Annotated in this window: 18 protein-coding genes; 12 read left to right on the plus strand and 6 right to left on the minus strand. The window is 68.1% G+C overall.

Features of this window, described 5'->3' with window-relative positions:
• The first annotated feature begins 1 nt into the window (after window position 1).
• The 5 genes from DAT35_RS52095 to DAT35_RS52115 all read left to right on the plus strand — a co-directional run bounded on the left by DAT35_RS52095 (window position 2) and on the right by DAT35_RS52115 (window position 6,082).
• Window positions 2–619 (plus strand): SpoIIE family protein phosphatase, encoded by a 618-nt coding sequence (locus DAT35_RS52095; protein WP_158502245.1) that lies wholly within the window; start codon window positions 2–4, stop codon window positions 617–619.
• 18 nt (window positions 620–637) lie between these two features.
• Window positions 638–1,822 carry an aminotransferase class I/II-fold pyridoxal phosphate-dependent enzyme gene (locus DAT35_RS52100; RefSeq protein ID WP_108076965.1) on the plus strand — a complete coding sequence of 395 codons (1,185 nt, stop codon included), beginning with the start codon at window positions 638–640 and terminating at the stop codon, window positions 1,820–1,822.
• 219 nt (window positions 1,823–2,041) lie between these two features.
• Window positions 2,042–3,787, plus strand: a complete 1,746-nt coding sequence (locus tag DAT35_RS52105; RefSeq protein ID WP_108076966.1) for a tetratricopeptide repeat protein — start codon at window positions 2,042–2,044, stop codon at window positions 3,785–3,787.
• A gap of 36 nt (window positions 3,788–3,823) precedes the next feature.
• On the plus strand, window positions 3,824–4,948 hold the full coding sequence (locus tag DAT35_RS52110; protein ID WP_108076967.1) for a polysaccharide deacetylase family protein: 1,125 nt from the start codon (window positions 3,824–3,826) through the stop codon (window positions 4,946–4,948).
• Window positions 4,949–5,230: 282 nt separating this feature from the next.
• Window positions 5,231–6,082, plus strand: coding sequence for an N-acetyltransferase (locus DAT35_RS52115; protein ID WP_108076968.1), 852 nt, complete (start codon window positions 5,231–5,233; stop codon window positions 6,080–6,082).
• Here the strand turns inward: DAT35_RS52115 and DAT35_RS52120 are convergent.
• Window positions 6,052–7,011 carry a 2-deoxy-5-keto-D-gluconate 6-phosphate aldolase domain-containing protein gene (locus DAT35_RS52120; protein WP_108076969.1) on the minus strand — a complete coding sequence of 320 codons (960 nt, stop codon included), beginning with the start codon at window positions 7,009–7,011 and terminating at the stop codon, window positions 6,052–6,054. The genes DAT35_RS52115 and DAT35_RS52120 overlap by 31 nt on opposite strands.
• A gap of 189 nt (window positions 7,012–7,200) precedes the next feature.
• Window positions 7,201–7,668 (minus strand): MaoC family dehydratase, encoded by a 468-nt coding sequence (locus DAT35_RS52125; protein WP_108076970.1) that lies wholly within the window; start codon window positions 7,666–7,668, stop codon window positions 7,201–7,203.
• A 70-nt stretch (window positions 7,669–7,738) separates the two neighbouring features.
• Between DAT35_RS52125 and DAT35_RS60305 the strand changes: the two genes are divergently transcribed.
• A complete protein-coding gene (locus DAT35_RS60305; RefSeq protein WP_199243263.1) occupies window positions 7,739–7,882 on the plus strand; it encodes a hypothetical protein in 144 nt (47 codons plus the stop codon).
• A gap of 58 nt (window positions 7,883–7,940) precedes the next feature.
• Here the strand turns inward: DAT35_RS60305 and DAT35_RS52130 are convergent, their stop codons facing one another.
• Together DAT35_RS52130 and DAT35_RS52135 are read right to left on the minus strand one after the other, a co-directional pair.
• Window positions 7,941–9,047 carry a M35 family metallo-endopeptidase gene (locus DAT35_RS52130; RefSeq protein ID WP_108076971.1) on the minus strand — a complete coding sequence of 369 codons (1,107 nt, stop codon included), beginning with the start codon at window positions 9,045–9,047 and terminating at the stop codon, window positions 7,941–7,943.
• Between the two features lie 272 nt (window positions 9,048–9,319).
• The gene (locus DAT35_RS52135) at window positions 9,320–9,766 is read right to left on the minus strand and encodes a helix-turn-helix domain-containing protein (RefSeq protein ID WP_108076972.1); all 447 of its coding nucleotides are present in this window, start codon (window positions 9,764–9,766) and stop codon (window positions 9,320–9,322) included.
• Between the two features lie 138 nt (window positions 9,767–9,904).
• Between DAT35_RS52135 and DAT35_RS52140 the strand changes: the two genes are divergently transcribed.
• From DAT35_RS52140 to DAT35_RS52150, 3 genes are all read left to right on the plus strand, one after another.
• A complete protein-coding gene (locus DAT35_RS52140; protein WP_108076973.1) occupies window positions 9,905–11,245 on the plus strand; it encodes an SCP2 sterol-binding domain-containing protein in 1,341 nt (446 codons plus the stop codon).
• 115 nt (window positions 11,246–11,360) lie between these two features.
• Complete coding sequence (locus DAT35_RS52145) at window positions 11,361–12,509, plus strand: alpha/beta hydrolase (protein ID WP_233262219.1); 1,149 nt, start codon at window positions 11,361–11,363, stop codon at window positions 12,507–12,509.
• 54 nt (window positions 12,510–12,563) lie between these two features.
• Window positions 12,564–13,157 (plus strand): hypothetical protein, encoded by a 594-nt coding sequence (locus DAT35_RS52150; protein ID WP_146210231.1) that lies wholly within the window; start codon window positions 12,564–12,566, stop codon window positions 13,155–13,157.
• 6 nt (window positions 13,158–13,163) lie between these two features.
• On the opposite strand, the gene DAT35_RS52155 is transcribed toward DAT35_RS52150, so the two are convergent.
• Window positions 13,164–13,541, minus strand: coding sequence for a YccF domain-containing protein (locus tag DAT35_RS52155; RefSeq protein WP_108076975.1), 378 nt, complete (start codon window positions 13,539–13,541; stop codon window positions 13,164–13,166).
• A 21-nt stretch (window positions 13,542–13,562) separates the two neighbouring features.
• The gene (locus DAT35_RS52160) at window positions 13,563–15,134 is read right to left on the minus strand and encodes a PQQ-binding-like beta-propeller repeat protein (protein ID WP_158502247.1); all 1,572 of its coding nucleotides are present in this window, start codon (window positions 15,132–15,134) and stop codon (window positions 13,563–13,565) included.
• 142 nt (window positions 15,135–15,276) lie between these two features.
• Here DAT35_RS52160 and DAT35_RS52165 point away from each other — a divergent pair, with 142 nt between their 5' ends.
• The 3 genes from DAT35_RS52165 to DAT35_RS52175 are packed head-to-tail and all read left to right on the plus strand — an operon-like array spanning window position 15,277 to window position 20,658.
• Window positions 15,277–16,092, plus strand: a complete 816-nt coding sequence (locus DAT35_RS52165) for an SDR family NAD(P)-dependent oxidoreductase (RefSeq protein ID WP_108076977.1) — start codon at window positions 15,277–15,279, stop codon at window positions 16,090–16,092.
• A 58-nt stretch (window positions 16,093–16,150) separates the two neighbouring features.
• Complete coding sequence (locus DAT35_RS52170; RefSeq protein ID WP_108076978.1) at window positions 16,151–17,044, plus strand: ABC transporter ATP-binding protein; 894 nt, start codon at window positions 16,151–16,153, stop codon at window positions 17,042–17,044.
• Window positions 17,038–20,658, plus strand: coding sequence for a M1 family aminopeptidase (locus DAT35_RS52175; RefSeq protein WP_108076979.1), 3,621 nt, complete (start codon window positions 17,038–17,040; stop codon window positions 20,656–20,658). The genes DAT35_RS52170 and DAT35_RS52175 overlap by 7 nt, the downstream gene beginning before the upstream one ends.
• Window positions 20,659–20,699 lie beyond the last annotated feature (41 nt).

Here is a 20,699-nt window from a genome sequence, read left to right on the forward strand (position 1 = left end):
CGTGCGCGAGCTCCAGGGCGCAGTGCGTGTCGAGGGGAGGGAAGATCGCGCCGCGCTCTTCGAGTACGAGGATGGCGTTGTCGTTGTCGTCGCGGACGGAGCTGGAGGCACTGGGCGGGGCGCGGAGGCTGCTCAGGGCGTGATCGATGCCGTGCGGCGCCTCGGGTGGTCGCCGGAGGTCAGCACCTGGGTGGACCTGCTCGGGCGGTTGGATTCCATTCTGTCGCCAGGGCAGACGACCGCGGTGATCGTCGCGGTGGGTCCCACTCGGCTCACGGGGGCGAGCGTGGGTGACTCGGAGGCCTGGTGGTTCGATGGTTTGACCGAGCACCCGCTCACCCAGGGGCAGCGGAGGAAACCGCTCCTGGGCAGTGGCGAGGCCGTGCCGGTGGGCTTCTCCCTCGAGGTCCGGGGGGAGGGAAGTCTCGTGTTGGGCTCGGACGGACTCTGGAAGTACGTGCGATGGGCGCGGGTGCCCGATGCCCTCCAGCATTCACCCCAGGAGGCTGCGCTCCGCCTGCTCGAGTCGGTCCGCTACCCCTCGGGGAAGCTGCCTGACGATGTGGCCGTGGTCGTCTGCCGGGTCGGGTCGGGTGCACCGGAGACGCCCGTGCCGTGATAGAGGGACGCCCGTCCCATGCGCATGAGCAAGCCCCAGCGTCTCCAGAAGCTCGCCGCTGCCGTCTTCACCACCATGGACGAGGCGCGCAAGCGCAAGCTCGCCACCGGTGCCGACGTCATCAACCTCTCCATCGGCAGCCCGGACCTGCCTCCCGCCCCGCACATCATCGAGGCCATGGCCCAGGCCGTCCGCGACCCGGGCCATTACGGCTATCCGATGAAGGACCTGCCCGCCTTCCGCGAGGCGGTGGCTGGCTGGTATCAGCGGCGCTTCGGCGTGGCGCTGAATCCGGACTCGGAGGTGCTGGGGCTGACCGGCTCGCAGGAGGGTCTGGCCCACATCACCCAGGCGCTCACGGATCCGGGAGATCTCGTGCTCGTGCCCGATCCCGGCTACCCCATCTACACCGCCGGTCCCGTCCTGGCCGGCGCGGAGCTCCATCCCGTGCCGCTGCGGGCCGAGCACGGCTACCTCCCGGACCTGGAGGCGCTACCAGAGGAGGTCAAGCGGCGGGCGAGGCTCCTGGTCCTCAACTACCCGAGCAACCCGTTGGCCGCCGTCGCCCGGCCCGGGTTCTTCGAGCAGGCGGTCGCCTTCGCGCGCCGGTACGGCACCGTCATCCTGCATGACGCCGCCTACAGTGAGCTGTCCTTCGACGGCTACCGTCCTCCGAGCTTCCTGGAGACACCGGGTGCGAGCGAGGTGGGCTTGGAGTTCAACTCCCTGTCCAAGACGTACAACCTCGCGGGGGCTCGCGTCGCCTATGCCGTGGGCAATGCGCGGCTCATCGGCCTGTTGGCGGAGGTGAAGGCCCATCTCGACTACGGGCTCTTCCGGCCCATCCAGCTCGCCGCCGTCGCCGCCCTGACCGGACCCCAGCAATGTGTGGCCGATATGGCCGCCACCTACCAACGCCGCAGGGACGTGCTGGTGGATGGGTTGAACCGCCTGGGCTGGGCCATCCCCAAGCCGAAGGCCACCATGTTCTGCTGGGCGCCCGTGCCGCGTGGCTTCGAGTCCAGCCTCGCCTTCTCCATGGCCCTGCTGGAGCAGGCCGGGGTCACCGTGGTGCCGGGCAGTGGCTTCGGCACCATGGGCGAGGGCCATGTACGCCTCGCACTCGTGCAGAGCGAGGCGCGGCTGGCCGAGGCCGTCGAGCGCATCGCCCGCTCGGGCATCCTGGAGAAGCGCGCGAAGTAGTGTGGTCCCCTCGGGGGTCCAGAGGTCGGCGATCCACACCGTGTGGCCCACTGGCCGCGCCGGACGCGTTGCCGTCACCAGGACTGTGGCCAGACAGCCCCTCTTCCGAGGGAGCTTGCCTGCCTGGTGAGCGGCACGCGGTGTGCTTTGGGCCTGTCCGGGCGCTGCGGCGCCCGACCTTTCCTTCGCCCGACCTTCCCAGGTCCCACAGGTGTCACCATGCGCTGGTTCAAGTCCCTCTCCGTCTCCCTCTGTCTGGCCGCCTCCACCGCGGGAGCCGCGGCGCCCGAGGTCATCATCACCCCGCAGAGCAGCCAGTTCCCCATCGTCAAGCTGACCGTCAACGTGCGCGATCGCGCCACGGGCAAGCGCGTGGGTGGGCTCACCCGCGAGGCCTTCTCCCTCCGCGAGGACATGGTCCCAGGGGAGATCGTCTCCTTCGAGGAGCAGCGCCAGGAGGGCACCGCTTCCAAGGAGCCGGTGGACGTGGTCTTCGTCTTCGACGAGACCGGCAGCATGGGCGAGGAGCTCGCTGGCCTGGTGGAGCGCTCCCGGCAGTTCGCGGACATCCTCGGCAACAGCGGCTTCGACTTCCGGCTCGCGCTCGTCTCCTACTCGGATCGCGTGGAGCGCGTGTCCGGGTACACGTCGGACGTCGAGGCGTTCAAACGGCAGCTCTCGAAGCTGCAGGCCCATGGCGGCGATGACGAGCCGGAGAACCAGCTCGATGCGCTCATCGAGGCCTCGAAGCTTCCCCATCGGCCCGGGGCCAAGAAGGTCTTCCTGCTCATCACCGATGCGTCCTTCCACTCCAACGACAGCGTCTCGTCGCGTACCGCGAAGGGCGTGGTGGAGGTGCTCCAGTCCAAGGGCGTTCAGCTCCATGTGGTGGGGCCGGACCTGGAGCCCTATCACTGGATGCCGGGCCGGCTCGGTGGCTCCTTCTTCGACAAGGACTCGGGTGATTTCCAGGAGATCGTCCGCTCGCTCGCGGGCGGCGTCGCCGTGAACTACGTCGTCAGCTACCGCAGCCCCCGGCCCGCGGATGACGCCACCCGCCGCGCGGTGGAGGTCCGGGTGAAGGTGGGCAAGGACTCGGGGCTGGACGTGACGCAGTACCAGGCGCCGAGCTGGGTGACCGCCAGCTCCCGCATGGACTTCTTCGCGGGCGAGGAGAGCCGCTACGCGCCGCTTCACGTGGTGGATGGTTCACCCGAAACGGTGTGGGCCGAGGGCGTCCCCGGTCCGGGCGTGGGCGAGTGGCTGAACCTGCGCTTCGAGAAGGAGGAGAGCGTGAGCCGCGTGGCCCTCACGCCTCCGCCGGCCGGCTACGGGTGCCCCAAGGAGGTCCGCCTCACTCTCGGGAGCTTCAGCAAGGTGGTCACCCTGGAGAAGGGCAAGGGCAAGCAGGAGTTCGAGATCTCCCCCGCGGTCACCGCCGGCTCGCTGGAGCTCGAGCTCGTCAGCGTGCACGAGGGCTCTGATCTGACCGGGCTCGCGGAGGTGGAGGTGTACACCGGGAGCACGCCGGCGCTGCTGGAGCGCATCTCCCGCTCGCGCCGTACGGTGGCCGCGGTCGAGAGCGCCGATTCCCTCAACAAGAAGGGCGAGCAGCTCTACCACCAGGGCAAGCTGCGCGAGTCCATCACGCTCTACCAGCAGGCGATCGACAAGGACCCGGCGCACGCGCAGGCCTTCAGCAACCTGGGGCTGTCCTACCAGAAGGTGGGCGACCTGCCGAACGCCATCTGGGCCAACCGCAAGGCCATCGCGCTCGCGCGAGGGTCGGGGAAGAACGGGGTCATGGCGAGCTCGTACTACAACATCGCGCGCATCTTCGAGGCCCAGGGCGACTGGAAGCAGGCCGAGCAGAACTTCTGGTGGGCTCGGCAGAACCGGTCGATGAAGGTCTACGATGACGCCATCCTGCGCATGCAGCGCAAGCAGGCCGAGGCGGCGGAGTAGGGCCCCGGTTTCCACGCTCCCCAAGAGGATTCCACCATGCACCGCTCGTTTCGCATCCTGACCGCTCTTCTCTGTACCTCCCTGCTCGCACCTTCTGCCCATGCGGCGGGTCTCAAGGTGTCACTGACCGAGCGCTCCCAGTGGCGCTCGCCTCTGACCTCTCCCCAGTCCTTCGACGTGGCCTCGCGCGCGGAGATCGCCGTGTTCACCGAGGTCCTGGCCGACTCCGACGCGAGCACCGAGGTCGAGGGGAACGCGGCGTCGGTGGCGAAGTGGAAGGAGCGGATGCACAAGGTGCTCGTGGAGAACTTCGCGAAGGCCCGCGAGACGTGTGCCACCGGGGCGCTCTTCTGCGAGGGCTCGGTGCCCAAGGACTGGGAGACGCTGGTTGCCACCTCGCGCATGGGGCTCGCGAAGTTGCCGGCGGACCTGGCGCCCTGGTACGCGGAGCAGAAGCCCTTCTACCAGGGCTACCTGTACGAGCTGGTCCGGCTGGCGGGGCTCTTCCCCAAGACGACCAGTGAGATCCTTCCCCTGTCTCCCTCCGAGCGCTTCGGCCTGGAACTGCCGGACCGCAGCTTCCTGCTCACCTTCGATGACGGCCCCACGAGCCCCACGCCGAAGGGGGGCACGGACGCGGTCACCGCGATGGTCCGCGCCGAGGGCATCCACGCGGCCTTCTTCCTGCTCGGGAACAATTACGAGACCCGGCGCAAGGCGACCTCGGTGGAGCAGCTCCGGGCGCTCTACGCGGGCATGTGCGTGGGCTCACACGGCCAGGAGCACCGCTCCCACGCCACGTGGGCCGGCGCGGTGGCGGGCATGGAGTCCTTCCACGCGAAGCTCGCGGAGACCCTGCCCGAGGGCCAGTCGAAGTTGACGCTGTTCCGCCCGCCGTATGGTCAGCGCAACCCGGAGATCCTCCAGGCGCTCGAGCGCGCCGGGATGAAGAACATCCTGTGGAACATCGACTCGCAGGACTGGCATGCGAGCACGACGGGCCCGAAGGCCGCGGGGCGCGTGCTGTCGCTCATGCTGCTGTGGCGGCATGGCACCATCCTGTTCCACGACATCCACCCGAAGGCCCTCGAGGCGCTCCCGCGCATCTGGCGCGATACGCGCGGCTCGGGCGTGAGCTGGGTGGACTGCCACGACGAGTAGAGGAGCGCTGGCTCCGAAAACGACGAAGGGGGGCGTCTCCGCCCCCCTCCGGGGAAGTGCCGTGCCTGCGACGGTGCATGCACCTTCAAACGCGATTCGAATCGACGGCCCATGGGCCTCGCGGCCCTGGCGCCACGTCGTGTGCTGGACACTCGGTGTTCACCACGTGCAGCAGCCTTCGGATCACGGCCACTTCGCCCTCTTCAACACCGCGGTGTCGAGATTCTCTTCCTCCGCCTTTTTTCCCGGCGGGTCCTCTCCACCACGGGTACGCTTTTGGGCATGGCTGCTCCCGAGTTCTCTTCCGCGCTCTTCCTTCCACTCGATCGGCTCGCCGAGGGTTTCGCGGCCTGTTTCGCCGGATACGTGGTGCCCATCTCCGCGGACGTACGTGCCTTCGAGCAGCGGTTGCGCACCGAGCACGTCCACCTCGCCGACAGCCATGTGATGGTTCGCGAGGGCCGCGTGGTGGCACTGGGGCTCGTGGCCCGCCGGGGAGACGTCAGCCGCGTGGCGGCCATGGGCATCGTGCCGGAGCTGCGGCGCAGCGGGGTGGGCCATGCGCTGCTGCAACGGATCTTCGATGACGCACGCAGCCGCGGGGACCGCTCGGTGGGTCTGGAGGTCATCGAGAGCAACGCTCCCGCGGTGGCCCTCTATGAGCGCACGGGCTTCCAGGTCCGCCGCCGGCTCGTGGGTTGGGAGGGGACTCTTCCCGAACATTCCGCGCCCCTGGAGGAGGTTCCGCTCACCACGGCCGTGGCGGCCGTTCTACGGGAGGGCGAGCCGGGGCTCCCCTGGCAGCTCGCACCGGAGACCCTGGCCGGGCTCACTGCTCCCACGCGCGCCTTCCGTCTCGGTTCGGCCGTGGCGGTGATCACCGAGGCCGGGCCCCAGGACGTGGTGCTGCGCTCGCTGGTGGTCGCCAGGGAGAAGCGCCGGCAGGGGGAGGGGAGCCGCCTCGTGCGAGGGCTCGCCGCTCGACTGCCAGGCCGCCGGTGGAAGGTTCCCGCCATCTCTCCCGAGGAGCTGGGTGCCCCCTTCTTCACCGCGATGGGACTGCGGCGCCAGGCGCTCACCCAGCTCGAGATGGTGCATGGGCTTCAGGAGGGCGAGAGCTCCTCCCGCACCTGAACGGCCGAGTGGAGCACGGCCTTGTTCCAGGTGATGAGGGCACGCTGGTAGTTCTCGCAGATCCGCTGTGCGGCCTCGGCGGCGGTGAGCTGGCGCTCGTGCAGGGCCTGGAGGGGCTCCCACCACGTCGTGTGGCCGATCGCGAAGCCGATGAACCCGGGAATGGGCGCGGCCACCCGCAGCCGATGCTCCAGCCGTTCCCAGTCCGTATTCCCATCCAGGACGATGCACGACACGTGAGCACGGCCTCCGTTCCGGGCCTGCCGGGCCACGCGCAGACAGTCCGCTGGCCGGTCCAGGCCTTCCACCTTCCAGATATCGGGTTCCACGCCGCCCGCTTGCAGTTCGCTCATGGCGCGCACCATGAGCGAGGGCCGCAGCTCGAGGTCGTAGCGGTCCGTGTCACCCTCGACGACGTCGAGCTGTTCCTGCGTCGGCGGAACCCGCAACTCGAAGAGGAAGCGGCGCCCATGCGTCTGCAGCCAGTCCGTCAGACGGGCGAGCCGCTCCCGCTGCCGGGCATTCATCGCCTGATCTCCGTCGGGGTTGTAGAGCACCTGGACCTGGGTGAAGGCCGGATCGAAGGTCTCGATGTGCGTGCCGAAGTCCTCGCCGTTTTCGAAGTCGAACTCGTCCTGGCCGCTTCTCTCCACGGACAGGGCGAGCAGGATGCCCTCGTCGAGAGCGTGTTTCGCCACGTCCGCTCCGTAGTGCGCATCCACCAGGATGCCGGCTCCCTCATGCTCCACCCCCTGCCGGCGGGCCAACAGGAAGCCGGTGTAGATGAGCGTCTTCAGGTGGCGGATGGTGTCCGCTTCGTCGGGCGTGGGAGGGGCGGACAGCCCGAGCAGCGAGTGCTCGAAGGGCTGCTGGTGGTCGAAGGCGAGGAGATACAGGTGAGGGACGGGGGCGGGTTGGAGCGTCGACATGACCGGCTTCCGGGGTGGGCTCTCCTCTAAAAGTGAGGCCTGGCGGAGCCTGCTGGCAGCCCTGGCGTACCGGGTTGTGAAGAGGTGGCGTGGCCTGATGGGTAGCGGGGCAGGTCCTCTGGCGGGGCGCCCTGGGGTGGGCGCTCCGGTCCCCCTCTGAGGCAGTGTGCAGCGGACCCGCGCCGTGGTTCACCCGAGCATGAGCCGGTAGACCACCTCCGCGGCGCATGCCGGCTTGGACTCGCCCTCGATCTCGATGTTCGCGATCAGCAGGGCCTCGACGCCCTTCGGGATGTCCTTGAGCTCGGCCAGCTTCAGGCTCAGGCGGTAGCGGGCCCCGAGCTTGAGCGGAGCCGGGAAGCGGACCTTGTTCAGGCCGTAGTTCAGCACGAGGCTGAAGCCCCGAATGTCGACGACCTCGAAGAACATTCCCCCAATGCGCGAGACGGTGAAGTACCCATGCGCGACGGGCACTCCGAAGGGGGACTCGCGCTTGCATCGCTCACGGTCCAGGTGGATCCACTGGTGGTCACCCGTGGCCTCGGCGAAGCGCGCGATGTCCTCGTACGTGAGTTCCTTCCACTCGGAGGACCCGAGCTGCTGTCCGGCTATCGCTCGAAGTCCGTCGAGCCCCTCGATGATCGTCTTGTTGGCCATGGCCCGCCCTTAGCACGATTACAATGAGGGATGGCAGGGGTGGCCGCGACAGGCCGCATGGGAGGACGACATGTTGTGGGAGTCACTGATCGGCATCGTGGTGTTCACCGCCCTCGTCCTGTGGCTGGGGCCGGAGTGGTGGAGCTCGAGCCTTGGCACCTTGAAGGACAAGGAGAAGAAGAAGAACCAGACGCCTCCCAAGCAGGACGAGTGAGCCCACGAGAAGAACGGGAGCGTCGCCGCTCCCGCGTCCTCGTCAGGGCACCGTTGGATTACTGCAGGAACGGCGTGTTCTCGGCGAAGTACTCGTGGCTGTCCGCGTTGTCGAGCGCGGAGGCCGGATCGGAGATGGCCAGGCTCTTGGCGCCGCTCTGTCCGTAGACGTGGTCATCCGTGCCCGCCACCACCGTGAAGTGGCTCATCTCGTGGATGAGGGTGCCGCCCTTGGAGTCGGTGCCCGTCATCGGCGCGGACCAGAACGCGCTGCACACGTAGATGGTGTACGGCTGGTTCGGGTACACGTAGGCGTAGTACTGCTTCTTGCACTTGCAGTCGACGGTGATGGGCTTGGTGTCGAAGGCGTCCTTGATGGCGGCGAAGTGGCTCTTCGCGGTGTTCCAGCCGCTGCTCGAGAAGGCGCCGAACCAGGTGGTGTAGCGCGGCGTGCCCGAGGGCGTGGTGGTGTTCAGGTAGCCCGACGCATCGTTCGCCATGGTGCTGGCGGCGTTGAGCGCCTGGAGGACCGTGGGCTGCTGGGTGCTGCTGCAGTTGGTGTAGGAGATGCTGCCGGTGAGCGCGGTCACCGGGCCGTCCGAGGCCCTGGCGCTGGAGCGGCCCTCGATCCACAAGGTCACATCGTTGGACTTGAGCAGCCCGCCCGCCTTGGCGGAGTTGCCGTGCAGTTGCCGTGGGGCCACCGCGAAGCGGATGCCGTAGATGCCGGTGCGCGACAGGTCATACACCTCGGCGAGGTCCACCGTGCGCGTCAGGCTCTCGCCGGGGGCCAGGGTGAGGAAGTCCTTCTCCGAGGCCGCCGGGCGCTTGTAGTGCGGACCCATGAAGTCCACGGCCTCGCCGTTGAGCGTCACCTCGAGCAGCTTCTCCTCCAGTCCGTCGGCGGGCGTGTACCACTTGAGCAGCTTCACCGGATGACGCGAGTCATTGGTGAGGGTGATCGTCACCGAGGCCTTCTCGCTGGCGCCGAGGGTGGCCTTCTCCGCGGACAGCCGCACCGACACGTCTCCGGCGGCGAGCTCCTGCGCGCCTTGGGCCACGTCAGCCTGAGCCTCGTCCGTGGGGGCACCGCAGGCGCCCAGGAGGGACGCGCCCACGAGCCAACCGGCCATCCACTTGAAACTGCCTCGAACGTTCTCGCGCATGCGGCGGACTTCCTTTGCTGGGGGGTTGCTGCCCTCCGTCAAAGCAAGCGCCAGGCCAGTTTCTCGCTTTCATAGAAACGCGGACTTGGAGCCATGGCTCCGCCGCGGTGGAGCAGCGGGGCTCCACCTTCACGGTGCACCGAGCGTAAAGAGTCGTTACGCACGCGAGCCTTTTCCTCCGTGATACTGGGGGGTTCGCATGCGGCACCGGACTGTCCCAGGGTCGGACAGGGGGTGACCTCGAAGGAGTCACCCGGGGGGGCGGGGCCTCGTCACACCTTGCGGCGGGAGGTCTGGAGGTGGGGCGTGTCCACCTCCTGCTCGCAGTGGGGGCACACCGTCTTCACGCGCACGGAGTGGCCGCAGTCCGCGTGGGTGACGCGCAGCCCCACCTTCGCGCCCTCGCCCTCCCAGCGCATGCCCCAGGCCGCGAGCGACGAGACCACGCGCCACAAGTCCCTGCCCTTGTCGGTCAGCACGTACTCGTCCCGAGGCGGGTGTTCCTCGTAGCGCCGCCGCTCCAGCACACCGTGCTCCACCAGCGACTCCAGCCGCGCGGCGAGGATGTTGCGCGCGATGCCCAGTTGCGTGCGGAAGTCGTCGAAGCGCGTGGTGCCCGTCAGCGCCTCTCGCACCACGAGCAGGGTCCACCAGTCACCCACCACTTCCAGGGCCCTCGCGATGGGGCAGATCTCGTCCGCGAAGCTCGTACGCCGCATGGTCTCCGGACAGATAACAACCCGGGTTGCATCATGCAATGGACCTGCTCCCGGAGCGGGCAGGGGATGAGTTGCAACTTGAAACCAAGTCGGGTCGCGCGTAGGTTGGTTTCATATTGAAACTAACGGAGGCCGGACATGAGGAATCTCGCGGAGCATCCCACCGTGCGGAAGGTGAAGGCGCTCGAGTCGGAGCCACCCGGGGAGCGGACATCGGTGCTCGATACGGAGTGGCTCCGGCAGGCCTGTCTGGAGGCGGGTGCGGATGACGTGGGCTTCGTTCGGCTGGATCGCCCGGAATTGGCGGGAGAGCGCGAGGGCATCCTCTCGGCGCTTCCGGGGACGAGGACCCTGGTGGCGTTCGTGGTGAGGATGAATCCGCCGAGCATCCAGTCACCGGCGCGCTCGGTCGCCAATCTGGAATTCCACCACGCCACGGACGAGACGAACGAGGTGTCCCGGCGCATCGTCCAGGTGCTCACCAGCCGAGGGGCCCGGGCGATGGCACCTGCCTCGGGGTTCCCCATGGAGATGGACAGGTACCCCGGGCGCTCGTGGGTCGTCGCGCACAAGCCGGTGGCCGTGGCGGCGGGGCTGGGGCAGATGGGGCTGCACCGCAACGTCATCCATCCGCGCTTCGGCAACTTCATCCTGCTCGGCACGGTGCTGACGGACGCCGAGGTCTCCGCCGAGGGCCAGCCCATCGACTACAACCCCTGCCTGGACTGCAAGCTGTGCGTCGCGGCCTGTCCGGTGGGAGCCATCTCGCCCGAGGGACACTTCAACTTCTCGGCCTGCTACACGCACAACTACCGCGAGTTCATGGGCGGCTTCGCGGACTGGACGGCTCAGCTCGCGAGTGGCCGGGGGACGGAGGAGTACGGGCGCCGGTTCTCGGACTCGGAGACGGCCTCGATGTGGCAGAGCCTTGCCTTCGGTCCCAGCTACAAGGCGGCGTATTGCATGGCCGTGTGCCCCGCCGGCGAGGACGTCATCGGCCCGTTCCTGCGCGAGCGCAAGAAGTTCCTGGATGCAGTGGTGCGGCCGCTGCAGGACAAGCCGGAGCCCGTCTATGTCGTGCCGGGCTCGGACGCCGAGGAGATCGTCGCGAAGCGGTTCCCCGCCAAGACGGTGCGCCGCGTGGGCCAGAGCAGGCGCCCCACGAGTGTCATTGGCTTCATCCGCAGTCTGCCGCTCGTGTTCCAGCCGGGCCGCGCGAAGGACGTGGAGGCCTGCTTCCACTTCCGCTTCCATGGGGCCGAGCAGGCCGAGGCCACCGTCGAGATCCGCCGGGGAAAGCTCACCGTGAAGCAGGGGCTGCACGGGGACGCGGATGTCCGTGTCACCGCGGATGCGGGAACGTGGCTCGGGTTCCTGCGCAGGGAGAAGCGCTTGGGGTGGGCAGTGCTCCGCCGGCGCATCCGCATCGAGGGGCGCACTGCCCTGATGCGGACATTCGCCCGGTGCTTCAGGGGTTGAAGACGACCGTTCGGCGCCTTCCTCGGGCCGTTCGGGCGGGCAGGTCTCTCCGGTTCCGGGCGAGCCCCATACTGGGGCCATGGACACATCGAGAGGCCAGCATCCGTCCCGAACCATGGCCTCGGGGTCTGCCTTCTTCCTGGGCCTCCTCGTGGGCCCCGTGGCTGTCTTTCTCGCCGTGGCGGCCACCGTCATCGGAGCGACTTCGTCGGGCTGGGGATATGTCGTGGGCGCCGTCGTCACCTCGGCCGGGCTGCTGACGAAGCGCTGGCGGAGGTGGCGGGGCCTGACCCGGGTGGGGCTCGGCCTCCTGCTGATCGTCGCCGGTGCGCGGCTCCTGTTCTCGGATGGGAAGGGCCTGCACACCGCGCGTCTGCCGGATGGGGGATGGAGACTCGTGAACCGTCTCGTCGATGAGCGGGATGGGACCTTGCTCGCGGCGCATGCGCTCCTCCTCTCCGGACGCCTCCCCGCGGCGGATGCTCGCGACTTCGTTCCGGCGCTCGAAGGGGCCTTCGCCCGGCTTCGTGACTCCGAGGGACAGATCGCCACGCCCGCCATCGCGACGTGGCTCGGGCTCCAGTCTCCCGAGTCCTTCGATGCCGTCGTCATTCCTCCCGAGGGGAGGGACTCCTCCGAGGTCGCCGTCGTGATGCTCCACGGCTACACCGGCAACTTCGCCGTGTACTGCTGGGAGATGGCGCGCTCGGCCCGGGCCATCTCGGCGCTCACGGTGTGTCCTTCGGTGGGCCCTGCGGGGGACTGGTGGTCGCGCAGGGGCGAGGAGACCCTCGAGCACACCTTCGCGTGGCTCGCGCGGCGTGGAGTCCGGCGGGTGTACCTCGGAGGACTCTCCAACGGCGGGCTGGGCGCGAGCGTGCTCGTGGGCCGGGCCGCGCACCCCGGGCTGGAGTTGCGGGGGCTCGTGCTCATCTCGGGGGCTTCGTCGAAAGCGCCGCCCCCGCGTGTCCCCGTGCTGCTCGTCGAGGGGAGACGCGATTCCATGATGCCCGCGCGTCTGATGCGTGACTACGCGCAACGCGCCGGCCCCCTCGCCACCTATGTCGAGGTCGACAGCGGCCACTTCGCCTTCCTCGATCGCTATGAGGCGTGTGAGAAGGCCATCTCCGCGTGGCTCGAGGACAGGGAACGCCATGCCGTGCTCCCGGGCGCGTCTTCTGGAGGGTCCTCCGCTGGACCCTCGGGGGTCAGGCAACCTGGCTCTTCGGGGCGGCGTCCGGAGCACCGGGCCGGGGCGTCTTGAGGCGGACCCGGGGGTGCTCGATGATGGTGGGCACGCCCCCTTCCCAGGATGACCATGCTTCGTGCTGCGCTGATCTTCCTCCTGTCGTTGTGTGTCCTCAGCCCGCGGGCCGCGCTGGCGAATGACGACGTCCTGACCCGGTTCCGGGACTGGGTCGAGAACCTCGGTAAGCCGAAGCCTCCGGCACCGGAGGACCTGGGGGCCCGCAACACCTTCACCCTCAACCCACTGGCGCTCCAACACTCGCAGCTCGGCGTCGAGTACGAGCGGGCCTTCGGCAAGGGCTTCTCGGTCTACGTGGGGCCGGAGTTCGCCTATGGCCAGACGCCGGAGTTGTGGCACCTGACGCTGGCGGGAACGCTCGGCATTCGCCTCTTCGTGCTCGGCAATGCTCCGAGTGGCATCTACTTCGGACCCGAGTTCAGCGCGAACTACCAGATCCGCTTCGCCAACCATGAGCGGCGCCAGGCGGTGGGGCTGGGGCTCGGTGGGACGGTCGGCTGGAACCTGGTGCTGTTCGACCGGTTCACGGTCGCGGCGGGCTTCTCCGCCCAGTACCGATCCATCCCCGACCTCGAGGCGTCGGAGGGAGCGCTCCGGGTGGTGCTCGTCCCCACGCCCCGCCTGGCCTTTGGCGTGGCCTTCTGAAGCCGGCTACCGCGTCTCGCGCACGAGCTTCCCGAAGGGCGCGAGGGCGAGCATCGCGAGCTTCACGTGCTGGATGGCGAACGGGATGCCGATGATCGTCACCGCGAGCCCCAGCGCGAGCGCGATGTGGCTGAGGAAGATCCACACCCCGGCGACGATGAGCCAGAAGACGTTCAGCACGAAGCCGACGGCGCTGCCTCCCGGCGCGTCGAGGATGTCCTTGCCGAAGGGCAGCAGCCCGAGCCCGGCGATCTTGAAGCACTGCACGCCGAAGGGGATGCCGATGATCGTCAGGCAGAGGAGCAGGCCGCCGATCACGTACTCGAGCCAGATGATGAAGCCGCCTCCGAAGATGACCCAGAGGATGTTGAGGAGCAGTCGCATGGAGGCAGCTTAACGCCCGGGTCAGCGCAGGCGCAGGCCATAGATCCACTCGCCGCGCGTGGCCAGCACGGCCATGTCGTTGAACACGGCGGGGGAGGCCTCGATGCCGCCCTTGAGCTGGACGGAGTGGAGCACTTCACCGGTGCGCGCATCGAGCAGGTGCACCTGTCCGCGGATATCGCCTTGCAGGATGAAGGTGTGGCCCTGCTCGTCCCGGCAGGCGGTGGGGGAGGACCAGGCGAAGCGGGACAGGGGGCGGCGCCAGACCTCCGCGCCCGTGGCCTTGTCGAGCGCCACCATGAGGCCGCTGGTGAAGTCCGGGCAGCGCGAGAGCGTGAAGACGACCTGGCCCGCGACATCTCCCGTGCCGACCAGGGGGGTGGCGAAGACGCCCGCGTCGATCTTCTTCGGCTCGCGAGCGCCCTGGCATGGATAGGCGCGCTCCCAGAGGACGCGGCCGGTGAGGCCGTCCAGCTTGCGCAGCCAGGCGCGGCCCCGAGGGCCCGTCTTGTCCACCTCGGTGCCGGTGTAGAGGACGGGGCGATTGCCCTCGAGCTCCACCGCGAGGCTGGCATCGGTGTCATCACCCGCGGCGAAGGCCCACACGGGCTTGAAGGTTTGCAGATCGAGCGCCTGCAGCGTGCCACCGTTGTCGGCGAAGAGGGCCAGGTTGCCCACCACGGAGAGGGAGTTCTCGATGCCGTAGTGCGCGCTGCCGGGGGGCGCGTAGTGGTAGCGGAGGATCTCCGGACGGACCTTCAGCGTGAGCGCGATGGAGTCGAAGTCGGTGTTGAGCCGCAGGACGTAGAAGAGACCATTCTCGCCCCCCACGATGTAGCTGTCGGTGGCGCGGTTGAGCAGGCCCGAGCTGTCGAAGGCGCCCCAGTCCTTGCGAGGTGACTCCGCGTCTCGTCCGGGGAGGAAGAAGACCTCCTGGTGGGTGATGAGGTTGTAGAGGCGCAGACCGATGGGTCTGCTCTCCGGGATGCCCTGGCCGACGAAGAGCAGGGGATAGCCGCGCGGATCCAGCGAGACACTGCCCTTGATGGGATTGCCAGTGGGGATGGGGCGGCGCGTGGGGCGGCCGGTGCGCAGGTCCAGGAAATACACGGAGCCATCGAGCGAGCCCTGGATGACCTCGACGAGACCGTCCTCGAAGCGGCGAGGGCCCAGGCGGCTCATGGAGTGACGCATGACGGCGGGCCACTCGACGATGGCGGGCTGACCCGTCCAACCCGCACCGCCGCCCCAGTGGGAGCGGCTGCGGCCGGTGGTGGCGACCCAGGCGATCTCCAACTTCCGCTCGCGCAGGGGACAGGTGCCCCAGGAGCCGCCCGTGCGCATGGGGCCGCCGCGGAACGTGAAGACGCCGGGGATATCCGAGTAGCGCTCGGGAAATCGCTGAAGCAGCCGGGCGGGTGGTGTGTCGAGCACGGCGCCCGCGAACGTGACGTTGTGTTCGAGCGCCGTCCCATCCGCCTGGTGCTCGAAGACGCGGGGGGCCGGGCGTGTGACGGAGTCAGCGGCCCGGGCAGGGCGCGGCATGCCGATGACACAGGCCACGAGCGCGGCGAGGACTCGCGGGTCCCTCATGTATCTCCAGGGCTGATTCATAGGCGCCGCGTGAGTGGGCGTGGACGGATCGTAACCGCGAGACCCGAGTCAGAGCCAATGCCTTGTCCCCCCGTACGGCCCGTGTAGCCTGTCCCTAACACCCGGACAAAAAGGAGTCAGGATGAAGCTCGTATCTGGCAGTGCGATCGTGACGGGCGCAGGACAGGGCATCGGGCTGGGAATCGCCTCGCGCCTCATGAGGGACGGAGCCAATGTGCTGCTCTTTGGCCGGACCCGGGAGAAGGTGGAGGCGGCGGCCGAGCAGCTCAACCGTACCGCGGAGGGACGTACGCGGGCGGTGCCCTTCGCGGGAGACGTGGTCCGGGTGGAGGACGTGACGCGGGCCATCGAGGTCGCCACGCGGGAGTTCGGCCTGCCGGGCATCCTGGTGAACAACGCCGGGACGGCCACGATCACGCCGATCCTCGATCTGTCGGAGGAGGACTTCGAGCGGGTCGTGGACATCAACCTCAAGGGACCCTTCCTGTTCACCCGGGAGCTCGCGCGGGCGCTCGTCAAGGCGAAGCAGCCCGGGTCGATCGTCAACATCTCCTCGCTGAACCAGACGGCGGTGACGGATGGGCTGGCCCACTACTGTGCTTCCAAGGCGGGGCTGGCGAACTTCTCGAAGGTCGCGGCCTCGGAGCTGGGGCGGTATGGGATCCGGGTGAACGTCGTGGCTCCGGGGGCCATCCTCACGCCGCTCGCCGAGGGGGCCGGCCTCATGCAGGGACCCATGGGACGGGAGTTCCTCGCCCACACGCCGCTTGGGAAGACCTGCGGCGAGCCGGAGGACGTGGCCAAGGTGGTGTCGTTCCTGTGCAGCGACCTGGCGTCGTGGATCACCGGTGACACCCTCGCCGTCGATGGGGGCAATCACATCCGCGGGCTCCACAGCTACGCGGACACGCTGGGCATCACCCCCAAGGTGGCCTGAGCCTCGGGGCGGGCGAGCCCCCTGCAATCACTTCGCACGGCCACCGTAGGGCTGCGGGATGCTGACCATCTCACGCTTGTCGAAGACCTATGCGAACGGAGTGAGAGCGCTCGACGGTGTGAGTCTGACCATCGGGAGTGGGCTCTTCGGACTTCTCGGGCCGAACGGCGCCGGGAAGTCCACCCTGATGCGGACGATCGCCGCGCTCCAGGAGCCGGATGAAGGGGAGATCCTCTTCGACGGACGGAACATCATCCAGGAGCCGCAGCACGTCCGGCACCAGCTCGGATACCTGCCGCAGGACTTCGGCGTCTACCCGGGAGTCTCGGCCGTGCACCTGCTGGACCATCTCGCGGTGCTCAAGGGAATCACCCACCGGGGCGAGCGGGCCGATCAGGTGGACGCGCTGCTCCACCTGACGAATCTCCACGACGTCCGCAAGAAGGACGTCAGCACGTTCTCCGGAGGAATGAAGCAGCGCTTCGGAATCGCGCAGGCGCTGTTGGGAAGCCCGCGGTTGATCATCGTGGACGAGCCCACCGCGGGGCTCGACCCGGAGGAGCGCAACCGCTTCCACAACTTGCTGAGCGAGGTGGGCGAGAACGTGGTGGTCATCCTCTCCACCCACATCGTGGAAGACGTGAGGGATCTCTGTCCGAGGATGGCGATCCTCGTCGGCGGGCGCATCCTGCTCGAGGGAGATCCCACGCGGCTGATCGATCAGCTCGAAGGGCGTCTCTGGCGCAAGACCGTCACGAAGGCCGAGCTGGAGGAGTACCGCTCCGCGCAACGGGTGCTCTCGGCGCACCATTTCGGGGGAAGGATCCGCGTCCACATCCAGTCCGAGGAGAGCCCCGGGCCCGGCTTCGAGCGGATTCCTCCGGATCTCGAGGATGTCTATTTCTCCTCCCTCGCAGACCAGCGGACGCGACGGGGGGCGGTGACGTGCTGAGCGAGCTCATCCGGTTCGAGTGGCGCTACCACTCGCGGCAGGCGGCCTTCGCGGCCGCGGCGCTGGGCTTCTTCTTCTTCGGTTTCGCCCTCACCGCCACGGGGTTCGGCCCGGCCAGCGTGAAGCTCCACGCGCCCTGGTTGGTCGCGGAGTCGCTGGGCTTCCTCTCGCTCCTCTCGGTCTTCGCCCTCGCCATCTTCTCCGCGAACGCGGTCACGCGGGACGACGAGCACCGGATGGCGGAGCTCCTCTACTGCACCCCGGTCGGGAAGTTTCAGTACCTGGCGAGCCGGTTCGCGGGCTCGTTCCTCGCCGCCCTCTGTGCCTTCAGCTTCTCGGTGGTGGGGATGCTCGTCGCCAGCTTCATGCCGTGGCAGGACGCCGAGCGGGCCGGGGCAGTGAACGTCTTCAGCTACCTGTGGGCGTTCGCCGTGCTCGTGCTGCCGAACATGCTGTTCGCCGCCGCGTTGCTGTTCTCGCTCGCGGCCTCCACACGAAGCACGCTCGCCAGCCACGTGGGCGCGGTGGCTGTCTACGTCCTGTACTTCATCTGCGCCGCGCTCACCGATTCGCCGCTGATGGCCGGGTCGGCTCCGGGGAGTGGTGATGGACTGGCACTCGCCGCCCTGGTGGATCCGTTCGGCCTCTCCGGTTTCTTCGATCAGACGCGCTACTGGACCTCGGCCGAGCAGAACACCCGCTTCGTCGCTCTGCGTGGCGTGTTCCTGTTGAACCGGCTCGTGACCCTGGCAGCGGCCGCACTGCTGTTGGTGGGGGTCTACCGTCTCTTCTCCTTCCGGGTCCTGAGGAAGTCGAAGGGCGCTGGGGGGTCCGGTAGCGGGGTGCACGGTGTCTCCGAGGGAAGCGGGCCCGTGTTTCCCCACATGCTCCCGGAGCGGGGTCTCCGTGCACTGACCCGAGCGCCGGCTCCGGCGGACAGGGGCACGCTTGGTCCGTGGCTCGCCGCCTATGGCTCCGCGGTGAAGCTCGAGCTGCGCACCCTCCTCAAGAGCATCCCCTTCCTGCTCGTGCTGCTGCTCTGGGTGGCGCTCGTGGCGACGGAGATCCTCTCCGACCTCAAGGGGGGTGAGTACGGCTCGCTCTCCCATCCTACGACGAGCCTCATCCTCTCCTCCCTTCGCCAGCCCCTCTCCCTCATGGGCATGATCGTGCTCGTCTACTACAGCACGGAGCTCATCTGGCGCGAGCGGCGCTTCCGGTTCGCCGACACGCTCGCCGCCACGCCTGTTTTGGGCTCAGCCTTCGTGGCGTCCAAGTGGACCGCGCTCGCGGTGCTGATCCTCAGCATCATCGTCTCCGGCATCTTCGTCGGTCTGGCCGTGCAGGTCTCGCACGGTTACTGGAACTTCGAGCCGGGGCTCTACCTGTCCCTGTTCTACTTCGAGGGAGTCCCGCTCCTCCTGTTCGCCGCCGCCGCTGTCTTCCTGCATGCGCTGAGCCCTGGCAGGTACGTCGGGATGTTGCTCGTCCTCCTCGCCGGGCTGCTGCGGCAGCAGGGTGGGGCACTCGGCCTCGAGCACCATCTCTGGCGGTTCGCCAGTGCGCCGCGCGTGCCGTACTCCGACATGAACGGCTTTGGTCACCTTGCCACGCCGTTCCACTGGTTCATGATCCATTGGGGGGCGCTCGGCCTGCTCCTGGGAGTCGGCGCGTCGGTGTTGTGGAGAAGCGCCGTGGGCTCGACGCTCGGCGAGCGGCTCCGGTTCCTGCGGCGCGGCTGGGCTCGGACCCATCGCCCCGTGTCCGTCCTGCTGCTCGCCGTCTGGGCCCTCACCGGTGGCTGGATTCTCTACAACACCGATGGCTTGAATGAGCGCATGTCCGCCAGGGAGCTCCTCGACTGGAAGGCGGACTACGAGAAGGCCTACAAGCCTTTCGCACAGTTGCCGCGGCCGACGATCTCCTCGGTCACCACCGACGTCGAGCTGTACCCGGAGGATCGCCGCTCTCGTGTGTCCGGCCGCTACCAGCTCGTCAACGAGACGAAGACGGACATCCACGAGGTGCTCGTCGCCGTGGGCCGCCGGGCCCGCCAGGTCGAGCTCTCCGTTCCAGGAGCGAAGCTCGCCTCACGGGACGAACGGTTCGGAATGTACAGGTTCGAGCTGGATGAGCCGCTCGCCCCGGGTGGACGAACCGAGCTCCACTTCGCGTTCGAGTTCTCGAACCCGGGGTTCGTCGACGACGAGCCGGATACCTCTCTCGTGGGAAATGGCTCATTCATCATGAGCCTGCGCGGCTTCCCGAGCATGGGCTATCGCGCGACCTACGAGCTCCAGGAGCCACGAGAGCGCCGCAAGCGCGGGTTGCCGGAAGGGACGCAGCGCGAGGACTCTCCTCATGGCGAGGAGCCCGAGGTGACGGAGTGGCTGGACTTCGATGCGACGGTGTCGACGTCCGCGGACCAGATTGCCGTGGCCCCCGGGCGGCTGGAGCGCCAGTGGGAGAAGGACGGCCGACGCTACTTCCACTATCGATCCGAGTCTCGGATGACGAACTTCTTCGCGTTCGCATCGGCGCGGTACGAGGTCTCGAAGCTCCAGCACAGAGACATCACCATCGAGATCTATTCCCACCCGGGACATGGCTACAACGTCGAGCGAATGCTCCGGGCCTCCGCGGCGACGCTCGATTACATGGAGAAACACTTCGGGCCCTATCCGCACGAGCAATTGCGAATCGTCGAGGTTCCCTCCTATTGGAGGTTCGGGGGCCTGGCGATGCCGGGCACCATCTTCTTCGTGGAGAATCGCGGCTTCCTCACCGACTCGACGGACCCGGAGAGGCTCGACCTCGTCTCGCGGAGGATCGCGCACGAAGTCGCCCATCAGTGGTGGGGGCACCAGCTCTCTCCCGTCCGGGGAGCGGGAGCCTCGACGCTCGTGGAGTCGTTGACGAAGTACTCGGAGCTGATGGTGATGGAGGGAATGTACGGCCGGGAGCGCGTCCGTGACTTCCTGTCCTTCGAGCTCGATCGTTATCTCTCTGGCCGCTCGAATGAGGAGGGACGGGAGATGCCGCTCGCGAGGGTAGGGGACCAGCCGTACATCTACTATGGCAAGGGCGCCCTCGTGATGTACGCCCTGAAGGAGCTCCTGGGCGAGGAGCCGGTGAACCGCGCTTTACGCGAGCTCCTGCGCGTGCAGGGAGGCCCGGGGGGAGCCCCGACCACCCGCGACCTGCTCGCGCAGTTGTACGCGGTTGCTCCCCGGGAGCTTCACCCGCTCGTGAACGATTGGCTCGAGGAGATCACCCTCTACGACCTGAAGCTCGAGTCCGCGGCCGTCACGCCGCTTCCGGGCGGAAGGTACGAAGTGAAGATGCGGATTGCCGCGGCGAGGAGCCGGGCCGATGGCAGTGGGAACGAGTCACCCGTCGGGCTGGATGAGAAGATCCCGGTCGGCATCTTCAGCGCGCACCCCGACTCCGCATCGGGGTCCAATCACATCCTCTACCTGCAACCCTGTGCCTTGCGGAGCGGCCTCAACGAGCTCTCGGCCGTCGTCGACGCGAAGCCGGCGGTCGTCGCGGTCGACCCCTACATCACCCGGGTTGACCGGAGCCGCTTCGACAACTTGCGAGAGCTGCAATGACTGCGCTCTGGCGAATGCACGGGGGCGAAGGCCTGCCCCGA

Origin of the sequence: Vitiosangium sp. GDMCC 1.1324 (assembly GCF_003044305.1) — a bacterium.
GTDB lineage: Bacteria > Myxococcota > Myxococcia > Myxococcales > Myxococcaceae > Archangium.

Coding starts and splice junctions, on each gene's coding strand:
- DAT35_RS52100 (WP_108076965.1), top strand. CDS start 638: ATGCGCATGAGCAAGCCCCAGCGTCTCCAGAAGCTCGCCGCTGCCGTC.
- DAT35_RS52105 (WP_108076966.1), top strand. CDS start 2,042: ATGCGCTGGTTCAAGTCCCTCTCCGTCTCCCTCTGTCTGGCCGCCTCC.
- DAT35_RS52110 (WP_108076967.1), top strand. CDS start 3,824: ATGCACCGCTCGTTTCGCATCCTGACCGCTCTTCTCTGTACCTCCCTG.
- DAT35_RS52115 (WP_108076968.1), top strand. CDS start 5,231: ATGGCTGCTCCCGAGTTCTCTTCCGCGCTCTTCCTTCCACTCGATCGG.
- DAT35_RS52120 (WP_108076969.1), bottom strand. CDS start 7,011: ATGTCGACGCTCCAACCCGCCCCCGTCCCTCACCTGTATCTCCTCGCC.
- DAT35_RS52125 (WP_108076970.1), bottom strand. CDS start 7,668: ATGGCCAACAAGACGATCATCGAGGGGCTCGACGGACTTCGAGCGATA.
- DAT35_RS60305 (WP_199243263.1), top strand. CDS start 7,739: ATGTTGTGGGAGTCACTGATCGGCATCGTGGTGTTCACCGCCCTCGTC.
- DAT35_RS52130 (WP_108076971.1), bottom strand. CDS start 9,047: ATGCGCGAGAACGTTCGAGGCAGTTTCAAGTGGATGGCCGGTTGGCTC.
- DAT35_RS52135 (WP_108076972.1), bottom strand. CDS start 9,766: ATGCGGCGTACGAGCTTCGCGGACGAGATCTGCCCCATCGCGAGGGCC.
- DAT35_RS52140 (WP_108076973.1), top strand. CDS start 9,905: ATGAGGAATCTCGCGGAGCATCCCACCGTGCGGAAGGTGAAGGCGCTC.
- DAT35_RS52145 (WP_233262219.1), top strand. CDS start 11,361: ATGGCCTCGGGGTCTGCCTTCTTCCTGGGCCTCCTCGTGGGCCCCGTG.
- DAT35_RS52150 (WP_146210231.1), top strand. CDS start 12,564: ATGCTTCGTGCTGCGCTGATCTTCCTCCTGTCGTTGTGTGTCCTCAGC.
- DAT35_RS52155 (WP_108076975.1), bottom strand. CDS start 13,541: ATGCGACTGCTCCTCAACATCCTCTGGGTCATCTTCGGAGGCGGCTTC.
- DAT35_RS52160 (WP_158502247.1), bottom strand. CDS start 15,134: ATGAGGGACCCGCGAGTCCTCGCCGCGCTCGTGGCCTGTGTCATCGGC.
- DAT35_RS52165 (WP_108076977.1), top strand. CDS start 15,277: ATGAAGCTCGTATCTGGCAGTGCGATCGTGACGGGCGCAGGACAGGGC.
- DAT35_RS52170 (WP_108076978.1), top strand. CDS start 16,151: ATGCTGACCATCTCACGCTTGTCGAAGACCTATGCGAACGGAGTGAGA.